Source organism: Arthrobacter arabinosi (genome assembly GCF_054511115.1).
The window spans coordinates 407241-424561 of record NZ_JBTNDF010000003.1; the positions used below are offsets into that span (position 1 = coordinate 407241).

A 17321-nucleotide genomic window follows, 5' to 3' on the forward strand; every position below is an offset into this window, starting at 1 on the left:
AGCTCGGACCCGGCCCCCGGGAGGACCCGACAGGCGCGGCCGCTCGGAGCCGGTTCGGACCCCCTGCCGATGGCGACGGCGCCCGGGCGGCGCGCGACCGGCCCGGCCCGGCCGACGGGGAGCCGCCCCGCCGTCGTCCGCGGACGGGCGGCGGCTGCGATCCGGCGGCAGCCGCTCGGCGCCTGGCTGACCGGCATCGGGGCCATTGTCCTCTACACCGTCTTCTCCGTCTCCCAGTGGTTCCGGCTGGATTCGCCGTCCTGGGATCTCGGGATCTTCACGCAGCTCGCGAAGACCTATGCGGGCTTCGACGCGCCGATCGTCCCGATCAAGGGCGAGGACTTCAACCTCCTGGGTGACCACTTCCACCCGCTGCTCGTCCTGCTGGGACCCGCGTACGCCGTCGTGCCGTCCGGCCTGACCCTCCTGATCGTGCAGAACCTGCTCTTCGGTCTGTCCGTGGCGGTCGTCGCGCGCACCGGCATGCGGCTGCTCGGGCCCGTCGCAGGCATCGCTGTCGGCATCGCCTACGCGCTGTCCTGGGGCCTGCAGTCCGCCGTCGCGGCGCAGTTCCACGAGATCGCGTTCGCGGTCCCGCTCCTGGCGCTCAGCCTCGAAGCCGTGCTGGCGCGGCACGTCCTGTCCGCCGTCCTCTGGGGCGGGCTGCTCGTCTTCGTGAAGGAGGACCTCGGGCTCACCGTCATGGCCCTCGGGCTGGTCGTCGCCTGGCGGCTCCGCACGGCGGCCGGCCTGTGGCTGGCCGCGTGGGGCGCGCTGTGGCTGGTCCTCTCCGTGCGCGTGATCCTGCCGGCGCTCAACGCCTCCGGCCAGTACGACTACTCGGACCGCATCGACGCCGGCGCGATGGTCGCGGACCCCGCGGGCGCCGTCGTCGGCCTCCTCACCGGCTCCGCGAAACACGAGACGCTCCTGCTGCTCCTGCTCGCGGGCGGCGTCCTGTTCCTCCGCTCGTCGCTGAGCCTGGTCCTCCTGCCCACCCTGCTGTGGCGGTTCGCCTCCGGACAGGAAGGCTACTGGGGGCCGGAATGGCATTACAGCGCGGTCCTCATGCCCGTGCTCTTCCTGGGCCTCGTGGACGGCGTGCACTCCCTCCGGACAAGCCGCCGGCGCTGGGTGCGGTCCGCCGCCCTGCTCGGTGTCCCCGCCGCCGTCGCCGCCTGCCTGGTCCTGCTGCCGGGCCAGAAGTTCGCCGCCCTCGCCGACCCTGCCACGTACCAGCGGTCCGCACGCTGGGATGCCGCCCACCGCATGATGGGCCTCGTTCCCGAGGGGTCCACGGTGGAGAGCGGCGTGGTCCTCATGGCGTACCTCGTACCGGAGACCCGCGTGTACTGGCTGGGCAACACCAACCCGGCGCCCGACTACCTCATCGTCGACGCCGACGACTGGAGCTGGGGACCGACCCGCCCGAGCGACGCCGAGGCCCACGCCGAGCAGCGCTACCCGGGCACCGACTACACCCCGGTGTTCGACGAGGCCGGCTACCAGCTCGTCCGGCTGGAACGCTGATCCCCGGTAGCCTTAAAGCATGACCCCCGAGCAGCCGATGCCGCACACCTCCCCCGACCAGCCGGACCCGCGGGGCGACGACGGGACGCCGTCGTCGGACGGTCCGCAGATCCCCGAGGATCGCCGGGCCGGCCGCGGTGAGGCGCAGATCGACGGCGCCCCCGCGGCAGGACAGCCGGCCTCACCCGTCCCGTCCGTCGCGCCCGACGTCCGTGAGGTGACCGTCCGCCGGGCGCCGAAGTTCATCCCCTTCATGGCGCTCGGGGCGATCCTCGGTTTCCTCGCCGCCCTGGTGCTCGCCTACACCGGCCCCGAGGACCCCACGCTCACGCGCGAATCGCTCCTCGGCTTCTTCAGCGTGGCCTTCGCCCTGCCCGGACTGCTCCTCGCCGCGATGCTGGTCCTCGTCATCGACCGCCGCAGCATCAGGCGTGCGGAACGTGCCCGCGCGGAGCGCACCGACGACGCCTGACGACGCCTGACGCCGCACCGAATCCTCGGCGGATCGTCTTACACCGCGGTCCAGGATGACGACAGTAGGGCCTGATGGGGGGCAACCACCGAGCCTGAGAAGAGGACTGTGCCATGAAGGCATTCGCATGTGGAGACGTCGTACCGGGCTGTGAAGCCCGCTGGGTCTGCAGCACGGAGGATGAGATCCTCGCCCGGGTGGGCGCGCACGCCGCGTCGGCCCACGGCCTGACCGTGATCACGCCGGAGCTCGTCGGCGCGGTCCGCGGCAGCATCATCGCCGCCTGAGCCCGGCCCCGGTGGAAGCCCCTGACCAGGCCGCGGTGCGGGAGGCCGCCGAACTCGCTGCCGCATGCCGCGGTCAGGGGATCACCTCCGCCTACCAGCCCATCATCGACACCGCCCGCGGCACGGTGGTCGGCTACGAGGCCCTCGTGCGCTTCCCGGACTACGGCGAGAAGAACCCCGAGGTGTGGTTCGCCCGTGCGCGGCGCGAGGGATGCGCGGCGGAGCTGGAGGCGGCGGCGCTCCGCAGCGCGTTCACGCACCGGAGGACGCTCCCGTCGAACTGCTTCCTCACCGTGAACGTCTCCCCCGCTCTGCTCGCCTCACCCCTGGTGCGGCGGGTGTGGGCCGAACAGGGGGACCTCGGCGGCCTCGTCGTCGAACTGACCGAGCAGACGCCCATCGATTCCTACCTCGCGCTGGAACCGCACCTGAACGCGCTGCGTGCAGCCGGCGCCATGATCGCCGTCGACGACGCCGGGTCGGGGTACGCCGGACTGCAGCACCTGCTCGCCCTCAAGCCCTCCATCATCAAGATGGACCGCGAGCTGGTGCGGGACATCGACGCGGACGAGGCCAAGCGTGCCCTGATGGAGATGATCGGACGCTTCGCGGGCAGGGTCGACGCCTGGATCCTCGCCGAAGGGATCGAACGGGTCGAGGAACTCGACACCCTCACCGCCCTCGGGGTCCCCCTCGTGCAGGGGTACCTGCTGGGACGGCCGGGTCCGCCCTGGCAGACGCTCGACCTCGACCTCGCGCTCCGACTGTCCGCGCGGTCGCGCGACGCCGCCGCGTCGACGGTCCGCGGAGTGCTCGAACCGGCAGCGACCGCGCCCTCCCCCGGTACGGCGGCGTCGCTCTTCACGGAGAACCCGCAGCTCACCGACGTCGTGCTCCTCGACGGCCTGAGGCCGCGGGTGGTCCTCACCGAGGAGGCGGCCCGCCTCGGCAGCGTGACCACCGGTCTCGTCGTCAACGTGGACACCCCGATCGGTGAGGCCCTCGCCCGCTCCATCACGCGGGAGGCGGCCTCCCGCTTCGCGCCTCTGCTCGTGACGGACAGCGCCGGACGGTTCCTCGGGATCGCCCGGATGGAACGACTGATCGGGAAGCTGTCCGGCGCGCAATAGGCGCTCCCCGAAGAGGGACGGTCGGGCGTGCCGTGAGAGAATGGCGGCATGCTGCGCGGCGACGGACACCTCTCCCACGATCTTCTTCCCGGCGAAAAAGGACCCCAGGACGCCTGCGGGGTCTTCGGCGTCTGGGCGCCCGGTGAGGAGGTGGCCAAGCTCGCCTACTACGGCCTGTACGCGCTGCAGCACCGCGGCCAGGAATCGGCGGGCATCGCCACGAGCGACGGCCGCCGCATCAACGTGTACAAGGACATGGGCCTCGTGTCGCAGGTCTTCGACGAACCGACGCTCAACACCCTGACCGGGCATATCGCCGTCGGCCACTGCCGCTACTCCACCACCGGCTCCTCGCACTGGGCCAACGCGCAGCCCACCCTCGGCGCCACGGCCGCAGGCACCGTCGCCCTGGCCCACAATGGCAACCTCACCAACTCGGCCGAGCTCTACCAGATGGTCCTCGCCCGCCACGGCAAGCCGCGTGCCGGGGAGATGGCTCAGGGCAACACCACGGACACCGCCCTCGTCACAGCGCTCCTCGACGGCGACGACGACCGCTCGCTCGAGCAGACCGCCCTCGAACTGCTGCCGAGCATCCGCGGCGCCTTCTGCTTCGTCTTCATGGACGAGGGCACGCTGTACGCGGCCCGCGACACGTTCGGCGTCAGGCCCCTCGTCCTCGGCCGGCTGGAGCGCGGCTGGGTCGTCGCCTCCGAGCAGGCGGCGCTCGCCACCGTGGGGGCGAGCTTCATCCGCGAGATCGAACCCGGCGAGTTCATCGCCATCGACGAGGACGGCGTGCGCAGCAGCCGCTTCGGCACCCCCACCGCCGCCGGCTGCGTCTTCGAATACGTGTACCTGGCCCGGCCGGACGCCGCGATCGCCGGGCGCTCCGTGTACGAGGCCCGCGTGGAGATGGGCCGCCAGCTGGCCCGCGAGAACACGGCCGAGGCGGACATCGTGATCCCCGTCCCCGAATCCGGGACCCCCGCGGCCGTGGGCTTCGCCGAGGAGTCCGGCGTCCCCTTCGCCCACGGCTTCGTGAAGAACGCCTACGTGGGCCGCACGTTCATCCAGCCCAGCCAGACCCTCCGCCAGCTCGGCATCCGGCTCAAGCTCAACGCCCTCGAATCCGTCATCCGCGGCAAGCGCATCATCGTCGTGGATGATTCCATCGTCCGCGGCAACACGCAGCGCGCCGTCGTCCGGATGCTGCGCGAAGCGGGCGCCGCCGAGGTCCACGTCAAGATCTCCTCGCCTCCGGTGCGCTGGCCCTGCTTCTACGGCATCGACTTCGCCTCCCGCGCGGAGCTCATCGCCAACGGTGCGGCGGTCGACGAGATCAGCAAGTCCGTCGGCGCCGACAGCCTCGCGTACATCACCGAGGACGGCATGATCGATGCCACGCAGCAGCCCCGCGAGCGCCTGTGCACCGCCTGCTTCACCGGGCAGTACCCCATCGAACTGCCCGACGACGACCGCCTGGGCAAGAACCTGCTCGAACGCCTCGACCCCGCCGACCGGTCGGGTGCCACCGGCTGCGATCCCGGGCCGGACGCCGAACTCGAAGCCGTACTGACCGTCGACGACAAGAAAGAGCGGGTATGAGCTCCCCCAACCCCATCACGTACGCCAGCGCAGGAGTGGACGTCGAGGCGGGTGACCGCGCCGTCGAGCTCATGAAGGACGCCGTCCGGGCCACGCACGGCGAGCAGGTCATCGGCGGGGTCGGGGGTTTCGCGGGGCTCTTCGACGCGTCCCGCCTCCTCTCCTACACGCGGCCGCTCCTCGCGACGTCGACCGACGGCGTGGGTACGAAGGTCGCCATCGCGCAGGCCATGGACATCCACGACACCATCGGCTTCGACCTCGTGGGCATGGTCGTGGACGACATCGTGGTGGTCGGCGCCGAACCGCTGTTCATGACCGATTACATCGCGTGCGGGAAGGTCGTCCCCGAGCGTATCGCGGACATCGTCCGCGGCATCGCGGCCGGCTGCTCGGCCGCCGGGACCGCCCTGGTGGGTGGCGAGACCGCGGAGCACCCGGGGCTGCTCGGCGAGCACGAGTACGACGTCGCCGGCGCCGCGACCGGCGTCGTCGAAGCGGACCGCGTGCTCGGCCCCGAGCGTGTCCGTGCTGGCGACGTCGTGATCGGCATGGCGTCCTCCGGGCTGCACTCCAACGGCTACTCGCTCGTCCGCCGCGTCATCAACCAGGCGGGCTGGGCGCTGGACCGGCAGGTCTCCGAACTGGGGCGGACCCTCGGTGAGGAACTGCTCGAACCCACCCGCGTCTACGCCTCGGACTGCCTCGCGCTGGCCCGGAACGACGCCGCGCAGGTGCACGGGTTCAGCCACGTCACCGGCGGCGGACTCGCGGCGAACCTCGCCCGCGTGCTGCCCCGCGGACTCGAAGCCGGCGTGGACCGCTCCACCTGGGGACTGCCCCCGATCTTCACGCTCGTCGCGCAGCTCGGCAACGTCCCGCTGCCGGACCTCGAGCGCACCCTCAACCTCGGCGTCGGCATGGTCGCGATCGTCGGAGCCGCGGGTGCCGACGCCGCGCTCGCGCAGCTGAACGCGGCAGGCGTGCCGTCGTGGGTCATGGGCACCGTGCAGGCCGCCGACAGCGGCAGCACCGACGGGCCGGACTACGTGCAGGGCGCCAAGGGCGTCGACGGCGGGTCGGTGCGGCTCCTCGGGGACTACGCCTCCTAGCCCCGGGCCGCACTCCTGATACCAGGTCGCCGTCGTGACGTCCCTGCCGGGTCACCGTCTCGACCTTTCTGCCCACTGACTCGCCGGGATCGGCGGGCATCCGTACTCATGCCCGCCGAGCAGACCGGCTGAGTGGGCAGGAGCGTCTGCCCGGGACGCTCCCGTCGTGCCCCGGGCCAGCAAGGAAGCCCCTGCCCTCGGAGAGGACAGGGGCTTCACTGCTGCCGCGGAACGGTCAGGGCTTCCCGGGCTGCTTGCGGACCACGATGACGTCGAAGGAACTGGTCCGGGTGTTCCCGGCCTCGTCCGTCGCCGTGCAGGTGACCGTCGTGGTGCCGATGACGAAGCGTGAGCCCGACGCCGGATCGCAGACCAGCGGCACCTCCCCGTCAAGGGTGTCGATGCCCGACGGCAGGGTGTACTTCACCTTCACGCCGCCGGCACCGTTGGAGACGGCTCGGACGTCCGACCGGTCGGCGATCCGCGGCGGGAGCACGTCGGCCGGCCGGGCGGGGAGCCTGGACGGGTCCACGATGCCCCAGTACGCCGGGGTGACCTGCAGGTCGTCGTCGAACGGCAGCGGCTGTTCCCACGGTCGGGCCATCGGCCACGTGCGCAGCCAGGTGCGGGCGTTGCTGATGCCCCAGAACGTCACCGAGTCGACCGACTCGTTGTGCTCCCGCAGCATCGCGAACAGGTCCCGGTAGTAGTAGCCCACCTCGGCCGCCGCGTCCTCGTCGTTCCCGAAGGCGGGGCTGTAGGGATCGACCGGAGCGCCGCTGACGTCGGCGCCCTGGTTCTCCGTCGACGCGTTCACGTCGAGTTCGGTGATCGCCTGCAGGAGATCGGGGTCGAGGGCCTCGACCGCCTCGATGGAGTCCTCGAGCCACTCCACCGGCCGGGCGACGTCCACGTGGGCCTGGTGCCCCACGCCGTCGATCGGCACGTTGCGCGCCTCCAGCGCCCGGATCAGGTCGAGATAGTCCGCGCGCTTCTCCGGCATCTCCGTGTTGTAGTCGTTGATGAACAGGGCCGCGTCGGGGAAGTGACGGTCGGCCAGGCGGAAGGCCTCGTCCACGAAGCCCTCACCGAGCACCTGGAACCAGCGGCTGTCCCGCATGTCGTGCGGGTTCGCGGTGTCGCCGTCGGCGATGACCTCGTTGACCACGTCCCAGGCCCAGATGGGGCTGTCGCCGTCGGGGTAGCGGGCGTTGACATGGTCGGCGATGCCCTTGATGTGGGCCTCCATGCGGGCCTTCAGCAGTGCCTGGTCGGCGGGGCTGTCGGTCAGGTCGCGGGTGCCGTCCTTGAAGAACCACGCCGGCGTCTGCGAGTGCCAGGCGAGCACGTGGCCGTAGACCTGCACGTCGTTGGCGTCGGCGAAGTCCAGCAACTGGTCGAGCTGGGTGAAGGAGAACCGACCCTCGACCGGCTGCACGCTCTCGGGCTTGCCCGCGTTCTCGGGGGTGAAGGCGTTGAAATGCTTGCGGACGAGGTCCGCCGCCGTTCCCACGGTCTCCCGCGCGTCGATGGCGACACCGACGTGCTCGATCCCGTCCGCCCCGAGGACGTCCTTGAGCCCGGGCACATCGGCCTGGATGGGCTTCTCGCCGAAGGGGGCGAGGCTGAAGTCGTCGAGGAGGAAATCGACGCCGACGGGGCCCTCGACGTAGATCTGCGCCTTGTCGGCCGCCGCCCCGAGGGTGTAGGTGCCCTTCAGCTGCGTCCAGCCGTCGGCGGTGACGGTTGCCGCGGCACCGGCCACGCCCTCGTACGCACTTGCGCCGCCGTTGTCGCGCTGTACGGACACCTTGAGGGAGGCGGGTGACTCGCCCGGAGCGAGCTTCGCCCAGACCGACACCTCCATCGCCGATCCCACGGGGAGCCCGGCGGTGACGTCCAGGGCTGCACCGTGCCAGGGCTGGGTGCGGTTCGTGACGAGCAGGCTGCCGGTCCCGGTCCGGGCATCGGTGCCCGGGGCGACCGCGACGCCGTCGCCCCGGGGCGTCCAGCCGTCGGTCCCGGTCTCGAAGCCCGAGGTGATCGCGGTCGGCGTGTCGGCCGCTCCGCCGGCCGGCAGGGCGAAGATCCAGCCCTCGGCCAGCTTCTCGGTCACCACCGTCGTCACGGCCCTGACCGTGGCGGACCGGTCGCCGCCGCCGTCGTGCGCGAGCACGACGGCACCGGGCGTGAACGCCTTGCGGAGGTTCGCGGTCAGCGTGGCCTCGCCGAGGTCGTTGCCGTCCCAGTCGAAGATGACGTTGCCGAGGCCCAGCGGCTGCATGCCGAGGGCGGCCGCGACCTCGCCGGTGGCACCCCAGCTGCCGTTCGGCGCCCGGAAGTACGGCACCTGCAGGGACGGGTCCCCGGCCGCTTCGCGGATGATCCGGAGGTTCTCCTTGAGGTCGGTCTCGACCTGGGCCTGCGTCCACGAGCCCATGTCCGCGTAGGACGTGCCGTGGTTGCACAGCGTGTGCCCTTCGGCGACGATGCGCCGCAGCAGGTCCGCCCCGCCGTCCGCCTGCACGTTCTGCCCGATCAGGCAGAAGGTCGCGGTGATGCCCTTGTCCTTCAGGAGGTCGAGGAGCGCGGTGGTCTCGCCCGGGTTGGGGCCGTCGTCGAAGGTGAGGGCGACGACGTTCCCGGTGCCACGGGCCGAGGCGAGGGGGGTGGAGGTGGGGTTGGCGGCCCCGCCGGGGACGAAGGCCGGATCGGGCGTGGGCTGCCAGGTCCCGCCGTCGCCCGGTCCGGCGGTGCCGGTGATCACGACGTCGTCCACGAGGTAGTCGTACGGTGCACCGAGGTCTCCTGTCCCGAGGTAGGCGCGCAGGGTGGCCGGGTCGGCTCCGGCAGGGGCGTTGAACGTGCCGCTCACCGTCGTCCATGCGTCGGCCGACACCGTGGTGTTGCCCACCCAGCTGTACGCCGGTTCGACGACGAAGCGTGCCGACGTCGTCGTGCCGGCGGCGGCTGCGAGCTTCACCTGTGCGGAGAAGGAGTAGGTGCCCCCTGCCTGCAGGAGGTTGGCGGGCGTCTTCACGCCGTCGTAGTCGTTGGCCCTGCCCTTCACCAGCAGTGCCTTGTCGCCGTCGGCGTCGACCACCGAGAGGGCGGCCCCTCCGTTCTGGACCAGCGGCCCGAACGCGCCGTCCTCGAAGTCCTCGTTGAGGAGCACTGCGGGCTCCTCGGCGTTCGCCGCGGGCAGCGCCAGCGCGCCGGCTCCGGCCACCAGGCCGAAGGCCGTGGCGCCCGCGATCAGACAACGTCGTCTCATGGTTCTTCCTGTCCTGTCGTCGATCATCAGCGGTTGCCGCGCCCGGGGGACGCCTGCTCGAGGGTGCGCTGCAGCGCGTAGTAGGAGGGCTTGCGGGTGAAGTCGTTCCACATGACCGTCGCCTCCCCCTCACCGCTGAAGAACACGGGCACCCAGGAGTACTTGTCGGTGAAACCCCAGATGGTGAAGGAGTTGCACTCCTCGACCGAGACGCAGGCCTCGAGGGCCCGCTGGTAGTAACTCGCCTGCTTGGTCAGCTGCGCGTCGGTGGGTGACGTCCCCGCCGCGACGTCCATGCGCACGTCGATCTCGGTGATGGCGGTCTCGAGGCCGAGGTCGTCGAAGCGCTGCAGGTTGGCCTGCAGGTCGCCCGGGAAGCCGTACCGCGTGCTGAGGTGGCCCTGGATGGCGAAGCCGTCCACCGGCACCCCCTCGGCCTGCAGCCGCGGGATCAGCTCGAGGTAGGCGTTGCTCTTCGCGTTGATGCCCTCGACGCCGTAGTCGTTGAAGAACAGCTTGGCCTTGGGATCGGCCTCGTGGGCCCAGCGGAAGGCGTCGGCGATGATCTCCGGGCCGAGTTCGCGGATCCAGATGTTGTCCGTGGTGCGCAGCGTACCGTCGCCGTTGAAGATCTCGTTGGCGACGTCCCACTGCTGGATCTGGCCCGCGTACCGGCCCACCACGGTCTCGATGTGGTCCTTGAGGATGGCGCGCAGCTCGTCCTTCGAGAAGTCGCCCTCCTCGAGCCAGGCCGGGTTCTGGCTGTGCCAGAACAGGGTGTGGCCGCGGACCACCTGCTTGTTCTCCTGCGCGAACTTCACGATCGCGTCCATCTCGGCGAACCGGTAGGTGCCCTGCTCCGGGTGGACGAACTCCCACTTCAGCTGGTTCTCGGGTGACACCGAGCTGAATTCCGCCGCGAGGTGCCGGCGGTATTCCTGGTCGAAGGTGAACGGTGCCGGGTAGGGCTGCGTCTCGTGGTGACCGCCGCCCGCGACGGCCGTGCCGATCTTCAGGTCCTGGGGGGCGACCCCGCGGAGGGTGTCCTTCTTCTCGATGCCCTGCGGGCGGGGCGACTGGTGCTGCGCCGCGAGTGCGGGCGCTGCCGCGGGAAGGATCATGGCGGACGCCAGGACTGCCGCGGCGATGGATGAACGAACCTGCATGAGCTCTCCTTTGAGGTACCTGAGGCACGGTGGCCGACCCGATGATCGGAACATTTCCGGAAGTTTCCGGAAATACCGTTGCTGTAGGTTAGGAACAACGCCCCAGGCAGGTCAAGGGTGCGGTGATTTTCGCCCTGGGGATGCCCCGCCGCAGCGTCGGGGCTTCCCGAGGAGGACGACATGCAGGACAATGCCCAGCCCGCAGTGACGATCTCCGCCATCGCCTCCGCGGCGGGCGTCTCGATCCCCACGGTGTCCCGCGTCCTGAACGGACGGTCCGACGTCGCCCCCGCCACCCGCGAGCGGGTCGAGGTCCTGCTACGGGAGTACGGCTACCGACGGCGCGGAGTGGGGCGGACGGCGTCGTCAGGACTGGTGGACCTGGTGTTCAACGATCTCGACAGCCCCTGGGCCGTCGAGATCATCCGGGGCGTCGAGGAGTTCCTGAACACCGAGGGACTGTCCGTGGTGGTCTCCGCGATCCACCGCCGGGGCGGCAGCGACTCGACGCGCAAGTGGCTCGATACCCTGGCCGCCCGGCCCAGCGACGGCGCCATCCTCGTGACGACGGACCTGGATTCGTTCCTGCACGCTGAGCTGCAGCGCCTCAACCTCCCCCTCGTTGTCGTCGACCCCGCCGGAGTACCCGACCTCGAGGTGCCGACCATCGGGGCGACGAACTGGACCGGCGCGGTCACCGCGACCGAGCACCTGCTGCAGCACAACCACCGCCGGATCGGGTACGTGGCCGGCCGCCCCGGCCTCTGGTGCAGCAGGGCGCGCCTCGATGGCTACCGCGCGGGACTCGACGCCGCCGGCATTCCCTTCGACCCGGACCTCGTGATCGGCGGGGACTTCGATTACGCCTCGGGATTCGCGGCCGGCACCGAACTCCTCACGGGACCCGGCCGGCCGACCGCGATCTTCGCGGCGAGCGACCAGATGGCGCTCGGGGTGTACGAGGCGGCGCGCCAGCAGGGTCTGCGCATCCCGGACGACCTCAGTGTGATCGGCTTCGACGACCTCCCCGAGGCGGGCTGGGCCTCCCCTCCGCTGACGACCGTCCGCCAGCCCCTCTCGGAGATGGGGAGCCTCGCGGCCCGCACGCTCGTCCGGCTCATCCGCGGCGAGACCGTCGACAGTCCGCGGATCGAGCTCTCCACGCGCCTCGTCCAGCGGGCGAGCGTCCGCGCACTGCAGCCGTAGGCACGTCGGGGAAGCGGGATTTTCCGCTTGACTCCAGCCGTGAACCTAATATGTTTGTAACGGCAACATATTAATCACTTCTTCCCTCTGGAGCACTCAATGGCGATCGAGCCCACCCGCGACGACAAATTCTCCTTCGGCCTCTGGACGGTGGGCTGGGAGGCCCAGGACCAGTTCGGGTCGGCCACCCGCGCGCCCCTCGACGTCGTCGAGGCCGTCAACCGCCTGAGCGACCTCGGCGCGTACGGCATCACCTTCCACGACAACGACCTCTTCCCCTTCGGCTGCTCGGCAGCGGACCGCCAGCGAGAGATCGACCGGCTCACCGGCGTCCTGAAGTCCACCGGCATGGTGGTGCCCATGGTGACGACGAACCTCTTCAGCCACCCGGTCTTCAAGGACGGCGGCTTCACCAGCAACGACCGCGGCGTCCGCCGCTTCGCCATCCGCAAGGTGCTGGACAACATCGACCTCGCCGCCGAGCTCGGCGCCAAGACGTTCGTCATGTGGGGCGGCCGCGAAGGCAGCGAGTACGACGCCGCCAAGGACATCCGCGGCGCCCTCGAGCGCTACCGCGAGGCCGTGAACCTGCTCGGCGACTACGTCACCGACAAGGGCTACGACATCCGCTTCGCGATCGAGCCCAAGCCGAACGAACCGCGCGGCGACATCCTCCTGCCCACGCTCGGGCACGCGATGGCGTTCATCGAGACCCTGGAGCGTCCCGAACTGGTCGGCATCAACCCCGAGACCGGCCACGAGCAGATGGCGGGCCTGAACTTCACCCACGGCATCGCCCAGGCCCTCTACCAGGGCAAGCTGTTCCACATCGACCTCAACGGCCAGCGCAGCATCAAGTTCGACCAGGACCTCGTCTTCGGCCATGGCGACCTGCAGAACGCGTTCTCGCTCGTCGACCTGCTGGAGAACGGCGGCCCCACGGGCGGCCCCTCCTACGACGGGCCGCGCCACTTCGACTACAAGCCCAGCCGTACCGAGGACATGGACGGCGTGTGGGACTCCGCGGCCGCGAACATGCAGACCTACCTCCTGCTCAAGGAACGCGCCGCCGCGTTCCGTGCCGACCCCGAGGTCCAGGCGGCCCTCACGGCCTCCCGTGTCTCCGAGATCAACGAGCCCACGCTCAACGAGGGCGAGGGCTACGAGGCCCTCCGCGCGGATCGCGCCTCCTACGAGGACTTCGACGCCGACGCCTACTTCAACGGCAAGGGTTTCGGGTTCGTGAAGCTGCAGCAGCTCTTCATCGAGCACCTGCTCGGAGCCCGCTGACCCATGGCCCTCGTTGCGGGCGTCGACTCGTCGACGCAGAGCTGCAAGGTCGTCGTCGTCGACTCCGTGACCGGCGCCGAGGTGCGCGCCGGCCGTGCCGTCCACCCGGAGGGTACGGAGGTGGATCCGGAGGCGTGGTGGCAGGCGCTGCGCGCGGCGCTGGACGCCGCGGACGGGCTGGGCGGCGACGTCGAGGCGCTCTCCATCGCGGGGCAGCAGCACGGGATGGTGCTGCTGGGCCGGGACGGGCGGGTCCTCCGTGACGCGCTGCTGTGGAACGACACGCGGTCCGCGGGCGCCGCCCGGGACCTGATCGGCGAACTGGGCGTCGAGGAGCTCGTCGCCCGGACCGGGTCCGCGCCCGTGGCGTCCTTCACGGGCACCAAGGTGCGGTGGGTGCGCGACGCCGAACCCGGTGTCGTTCCGTCCATCGCCGCCGTGGCACTCCCGCACGACTGGCTGACCTGGCGGCTGCGCGGGTACGGCCCCGAAGGCGAGTCGCCGCTCGGCCCGGTGCTCGAGGAACTGGTCAGCGACCGCTCGGATGCGAGCGGTACAGGCTACTGGAACCCCGCGGAGGACGCGTACGACCTCGCCCTGTTCGAGCACATGCTCGGTCGCCCGGCCCGCGAAGCGCACCCGGCTGGTGGGGCACACCCGGACGAAGGGGCGCACCGGGACGGGGCGGCCGGCGCCGACGCGGTGGTCCTCCCCCTCGTCCTGCGTGCGGATCAGGCCGCCGGCACGGTGCACCCCTCCCTCACCGCCTCGGGTGACCGGCGCATCACGCTCGGCCCGGGTGCGGGTGACAACGCCGGCGCTGCCCTGGGGCTCGGCGCCGAGGAGGGCGACGTCGTCGTGTCCCTCGGCACCAGCGGCACGGTCTTCGCCGTCGCGGCCGACCCCGTGGCAGATGCCAGCGGGACCGTCGCGGGCTTCGCCGACGCGAGCGGCCTGTTCCTGCCCCTGGTGGCCACCCTCAACGCGGCGCGGGTCCTCTCCTCGGTGGCGGGGGTCCTCGGCGTGGACCATGACGGCTTCGCGGAGCTGGCCCGGGCAGCCGGGCCGGGCTCCGACGGCGTGGTCCTCGTCCCCTACTTCGAGGGGGAACGCACACCCAATCTCCCGACGGCGAAGGCCAGTTTCCACAACCTGAGCATCGCCTCCGCCACACGGGAGAACCTGGCGCGGGCCGCCATCGAGGGCATGCTGTGCGGACTCGCCGACGCCCTGGACGCGGTGCGTGCCACGGGCGTCGAGCCGCGCCACCTGCTGCTGATCGGTGGCGCCGCCCAGAACGCGGCGGTGCAGGAGGTCGCGGCGCAGGTGTTCGATCTGCCCGTGCGCATCCCGGCACCCGGGGAGTACGTGGCGCGGGGAGCTGCGGTACAGGCCGCCTGGGCGTTGACCGGGTCGAGGCCGCGCTTGGCGCTCGACACCCGCGAGCGCGCCGCCGATCATCGGCCGGTCATCCGCGAGCAGTACCGGGCGGCGGTGGGGTCCCTGCGTCTCTGAGGTCCCGGAACGGCGAGAGGCACCACCCGCAGGGGTGGTGCCTCCCGCCGTCTGCGGTGCTCCGGGTCGGCCAGGGGCCGGCGCGGTGGTTGATGCCGGCCCGATCCACCATGCGGTGGACGTGCATGCCGGCCTTCCCGTCGGCGCCCGGTGCCTCCTAGCGTGCGGTCGCCGGGGAGGGGAGTTCGCCGCTGGTGATGAGGTGGTCGGCGACGCCCCAGAGCTTCAGGTGCGTGCGCTGGCTGGCCATCGACAGCACGATGAACGCCTGGGCCCCGGTGATCTTGTGACGTTCCATGAGGATGCCCTTGGCCTGGCCGATGATGTCCCGGGAGTCCACCGCCGCACGCAACTGCCGGCTCTTCTCGGCCTCGGCGAACGCCACCGAGGCATGGGAGGCCACCAGCAGACCGATGTTCTCCGACTCGTCGGTGAACGCGTCCGCCTCGTGCGAATAGAGATTCAGGGCCCCGAGGTCATCGCCCTCGACCCACAACTGGATCGACAGCATCCCCCGGGCGCCGGCCTCCGTGGCCCGCCGGGCGAAGAGCGGCCACCGCTCTTCGTGCGCCATGTCCGGCACCCGGACGGTCCGGTGCTCGTACGCCGCCTCCAGGCACGGACCCTCCCCGGTCTCCATCTGCAGCGCGTCGATGCGCTCGGGAAGCTCCCCGGACGGCGCCCGCGACCCCACGTTCTCCCGTCCCAGGACCACGCTGACGGACCCTTCGTCAGCGCCCGGGATCAGTTCCAGGGCCGCGTGGACGAACCCGGCGAGGACCGCCTCCGAATCCGGTTCCTGCTGCAGCGACCGGGCCAGCTCCGCCAGCTCCGTGGCGAGATCACGCTCCCGGTCCTCATCCCCGTACTGCGCCGATGTCCCGCCCCGACTCCCGCGGGGCTCCTCATCGGTGATGGGCCCCTTCCCGCTGGTCGGCTCCTCGTCGATACGGCTCCCACTGCTCTCATCCATACCGTTCATGGTGTCAGACGGGACGCGCGCCTGGTTGCGCAGGTCGGTTCCGGCGGAGGAATCCGGCGATGGTGGTCGCCACGACGCGGGCGGCGCTGTGGTGCGCGGCGTGGGGTGCGCCGTCGATGGTGGCCGATTCCCCTCGCGGTACGGAGCGCGCGAGCCTGTCCGACCAGGCGACGCCGGCAACGACGTCGCGCGAACCGCGCAGCACGAGCACGGGCTGTTCCACCCGGGGCAGCCGCTCCTCCAGCGGGTAACCCATCGCCAGCCCGAGCTGGGCGACGTACCAGCGCGGACCGCAGCGCAGGACGTCGAGGAACTGCACCATGCTCAGCAGTGGCTTCTCGAAGACCGAGTTGATACCCAGCCTCAGGGCCTGCTGGTGAATGGTGCGGTGCTCGGCGTCCACTGCGGCGCCGATCAGGACGAGGCGGGAGACGAGGTCCGGATGTTCGATGGCCAGTTCCGTGGCGCTCTGCACGCCCATGGAGTGGCCGACGACGACACAGGATGATGCACCGGCGTCGTCCAGGAGCTTCCCCACGAGGTCCGCCGTCCCCCCGATGGTCCTCGCGTGCGTCGGTCGGCGGGTCCACCCGTAGCCGGGCAGGTCGATGAGGTGCACCGTGCCGTAGGCGGAGAGGAGGGCCCCGAGCCGGCGGAAGTAGCGGTGGGACATGCCGATCCCGTGGATCAGGACGAAGACCGGCGCGGGCGTGCCGTCGTCGGCTCCGACCGCGGGCGCGCCCGAGCCGTGGCTGCCCGGGTAGGAGCGGCACTGCGTGTCCCCCACCATGACGCTCCGCATCTCGACGACCTCATCGGGCGCCTGCGAACCGGGCCGGAAGGTCCTCGAGGTCCGGGTGAAGTACAGCGGGGCCGGCTCCGCCTCCAAGGTCCCTCGACCGGGGAGGGAGTCGAGGAGCGCGGCCGCGATGGCGACGGCACCTCCCCGGTGGGCCGCATGGGGCAGGCGGGCCAGTTCGAGCAGGGAGCCGTCGCGTGCCGTGCGGGCGAGCTTCTCGCACCAGCCGCGGCCCGAGATGATGTCGAGGGACCCCCGCACCACCAGGACCGGGCAGGAGACCAGGGGGAGCCTGTCGTCGAGGCGGTAGTCGAGCATGACGGGCAGCTCCCCGAAATACCAGCGGATGCCGCACTGGGCGTAGGCCGTCCCGACCATCAGGTTGGTGACAGGGTGTTCCAGGAGTGTGTCCGCCGCGAGCATGAGGGTGTGCTTCACGGGGGATGCGTGGGCGGTGTCGGTGACGGGACCGATCAGCACGAGCCGGGACACGAGATCCGGGCGGCTGACGGCGAGCTCGGTCACGAACTGGGCGCCCATGGAGTGGCCGATGAGCACGCACCCCTGCGCGCCGTCCTCGTCCAGGGCGCGTGCGATCACCGCCGCGTAGGCATCGACGCCGAGCGGGTGGTCCGGGGAGGGCGTACCGCCGAAACCGGGAAGGTCGAGGACGAGCGTGTCCCCATGGCCGACGAGCGCGCGCTGCAGGTCGTCGTAGTACCGGTGGGACATCCCGAGCCCGTGGACCATCACGAAGAGCGGCCGCGGCGATCCCGTGGCGGGGATCCGCCGGGCACGATGCACGCGGCAGGTCAGCTCCTCCTGCTCCGGCAGGCGGGCCATCGGCCCGTCGCGTGTCACGGCGGGGGAATCGGCGGCGCCATCGGCGATGTCGTGCACGTCGATGACGGTGGGCGGCTGGTCGGCCATGATGGTCCTCGACGGTCGGA

At 71.1% G+C, this 17321-nt stretch carries 13 protein-coding genes; 9 read left to right on the plus strand and 4 right to left on the minus strand.

The features are described 5' to 3' along the window. The first annotated feature begins 69 nt into the window (after window positions 1–69). The 6 genes from ACX80P_RS09865 (at window position 70) to purM (ending at window position 6139) form a co-directional block, all read left to right on the plus strand. The gene (locus ACX80P_RS09865; RefSeq protein WP_459277895.1) at window positions 70–1530 is read left to right on the plus strand and encodes a DUF2079 domain-containing protein; all 1461 of its coding nucleotides are present in this window, start codon (window positions 70–72) and stop codon (window positions 1528–1530) included. 19 nt (window positions 1531–1549) lie between these two features. Beyond that, window positions 1550–2002, plus strand: coding sequence for a hypothetical protein (locus ACX80P_RS09870; RefSeq protein ID WP_459277896.1), 453 nt, complete (start codon window positions 1550–1552; stop codon window positions 2000–2002). A gap of 113 nt (window positions 2003–2115) precedes the next feature. Next, the gene (locus ACX80P_RS09875) at window positions 2116–2289 is read left to right on the plus strand and encodes a DUF1059 domain-containing protein (protein WP_459277897.1); all 174 of its coding nucleotides are present in this window, start codon (window positions 2116–2118) and stop codon (window positions 2287–2289) included. A gap of 11 nt (window positions 2290–2300) precedes the next feature. Further along, window positions 2301–3419 carry an EAL domain-containing protein gene (locus ACX80P_RS09880; RefSeq protein WP_459277898.1) on the plus strand — a complete coding sequence of 373 codons (1119 nt, stop codon included), beginning with the start codon at window positions 2301–2303 and terminating at the stop codon, window positions 3417–3419. A gap of 48 nt (window positions 3420–3467) precedes the next feature. Then, the gene (gene purF / locus ACX80P_RS09885; protein WP_459277899.1) at window positions 3468–5027 is read left to right on the plus strand and encodes an amidophosphoribosyltransferase; all 1560 of its coding nucleotides are present in this window, start codon (window positions 3468–3470) and stop codon (window positions 5025–5027) included. Next, on the plus strand, window positions 5024–6139 hold the full coding sequence (gene purM, locus ACX80P_RS09890; protein WP_459277900.1) for a phosphoribosylformylglycinamidine cyclo-ligase: 1116 nt from the start codon (window positions 5024–5026) through the stop codon (window positions 6137–6139). Before purF ends, purM begins: the two co-directional genes overlap by 4 nt. Before the next feature lie 235 nt (window positions 6140–6374). Here purM and ACX80P_RS09895 read toward each other — a convergent pair whose 3' ends face one another. Then, the gene (locus ACX80P_RS09895) at window positions 6375–9413 is read right to left on the minus strand and encodes an endo-1,4-beta-xylanase (protein ID WP_459277901.1); all 3039 of its coding nucleotides are present in this window, start codon (window positions 9411–9413) and stop codon (window positions 6375–6377) included. Between the two features lie 26 nt (window positions 9414–9439). Next, window positions 9440–10579: an endo-1,4-beta-xylanase gene (locus tag ACX80P_RS09900; protein WP_459277902.1), complete on the minus strand. Its 1140-nt coding sequence runs from the start codon at window positions 10577–10579 to the stop codon at window positions 9440–9442. Between the two features lie 180 nt (window positions 10580–10759). Here ACX80P_RS09900 and ACX80P_RS09905 point away from each other — a divergent pair, with 180 nt between their 5' ends. The 3 genes from ACX80P_RS09905 to ACX80P_RS09915 all read left to right on the plus strand — a co-directional run bounded on the left by ACX80P_RS09905 (window position 10760) and on the right by ACX80P_RS09915 (window position 14590). Continuing rightward, entirely contained in the window at window positions 10760–11785 is a 1026-nt protein-coding gene (locus ACX80P_RS09905) for a LacI family DNA-binding transcriptional regulator (protein ID WP_459277903.1), read from the plus strand. A 99-nt stretch (window positions 11786–11884) separates the two neighbouring features. Next, on the plus strand, window positions 11885–13075 hold the full coding sequence (gene xylA / locus ACX80P_RS09910; protein WP_459277904.1) for a xylose isomerase: 1191 nt from the start codon (window positions 11885–11887) through the stop codon (window positions 13073–13075). Window positions 13076–13078: 3 nt separating this feature from the next. Then, a complete protein-coding gene (locus ACX80P_RS09915; RefSeq protein ID WP_459277905.1) occupies window positions 13079–14590 on the plus strand; it encodes a xylulokinase in 1512 nt (503 codons plus the stop codon). 157 nt (window positions 14591–14747) lie between these two features. On the opposite strand, the gene ACX80P_RS09920 is transcribed toward ACX80P_RS09915, so the two are convergent. Both ACX80P_RS09920 and ACX80P_RS09925 read right to left on the minus strand, forming a co-directional pair. Beyond that, window positions 14748–15563 carry a GAF and ANTAR domain-containing protein gene (locus tag ACX80P_RS09920; protein WP_459277906.1) on the minus strand — a complete coding sequence of 272 codons (816 nt, stop codon included), beginning with the start codon at window positions 15561–15563 and terminating at the stop codon, window positions 14748–14750. Window positions 15564–15576: 13 nt separating this feature from the next. Then, window positions 15577–17301 carry an alpha/beta fold hydrolase gene (locus ACX80P_RS09925; protein ID WP_459277907.1) on the minus strand — a complete coding sequence of 575 codons (1725 nt, stop codon included), beginning with the start codon at window positions 17299–17301 and terminating at the stop codon, window positions 15577–15579. Window positions 17302–17321 lie beyond the last annotated feature (20 nt).

Bases quoted from the DNA above. Each gene is read 5' to 3' on its own strand.
- ACX80P_RS09925 (WP_459277907.1), bottom strand. From the start codon at position 17,301: ATGGCCGACCAGCCGCCCACCGTCATCGACGTGCACGACATCGCCGAT.
- ACX80P_RS09905 (WP_459277903.1), top strand. From the start codon at position 10,760: ATGCAGGACAATGCCCAGCCCGCAGTGACGATCTCCGCCATCGCCTCC.
- ACX80P_RS09920 (WP_459277906.1), bottom strand. From the start codon at position 15,563: ATGGATGAGAGCAGTGGGAGCCGTATCGACGAGGAGCCGACCAGCGGG.
- ACX80P_RS09870 (WP_459277896.1), top strand. From the start codon at position 1,550: ATGACCCCCGAGCAGCCGATGCCGCACACCTCCCCCGACCAGCCGGAC.
- ACX80P_RS09865 (WP_459277895.1), top strand. From the start codon at position 70: ATGGCGACGGCGCCCGGGCGGCGCGCGACCGGCCCGGCCCGGCCGACG.
- xylA (WP_459277904.1), top strand. From the start codon at position 11,885: ATGGCGATCGAGCCCACCCGCGACGACAAATTCTCCTTCGGCCTCTGG.
- purM (WP_459277900.1), top strand. From the start codon at position 5,024: ATGAGCTCCCCCAACCCCATCACGTACGCCAGCGCAGGAGTGGACGTC.
- ACX80P_RS09915 (WP_459277905.1), top strand. From the start codon at position 13,079: ATGGCCCTCGTTGCGGGCGTCGACTCGTCGACGCAGAGCTGCAAGGTC.
- ACX80P_RS09895 (WP_459277901.1), bottom strand. From the start codon at position 9,413: ATGAGACGACGTTGTCTGATCGCGGGCGCCACGGCCTTCGGCCTGGTG.
- ACX80P_RS09900 (WP_459277902.1), bottom strand. From the start codon at position 10,579: ATGCAGGTTCGTTCATCCATCGCCGCGGCAGTCCTGGCGTCCGCCATG.
- ACX80P_RS09875 (WP_459277897.1), top strand. From the start codon at position 2,116: ATGAAGGCATTCGCATGTGGAGACGTCGTACCGGGCTGTGAAGCCCGC.
- purF (WP_459277899.1), top strand. From the start codon at position 3,468: ATGCTGCGCGGCGACGGACACCTCTCCCACGATCTTCTTCCCGGCGAA.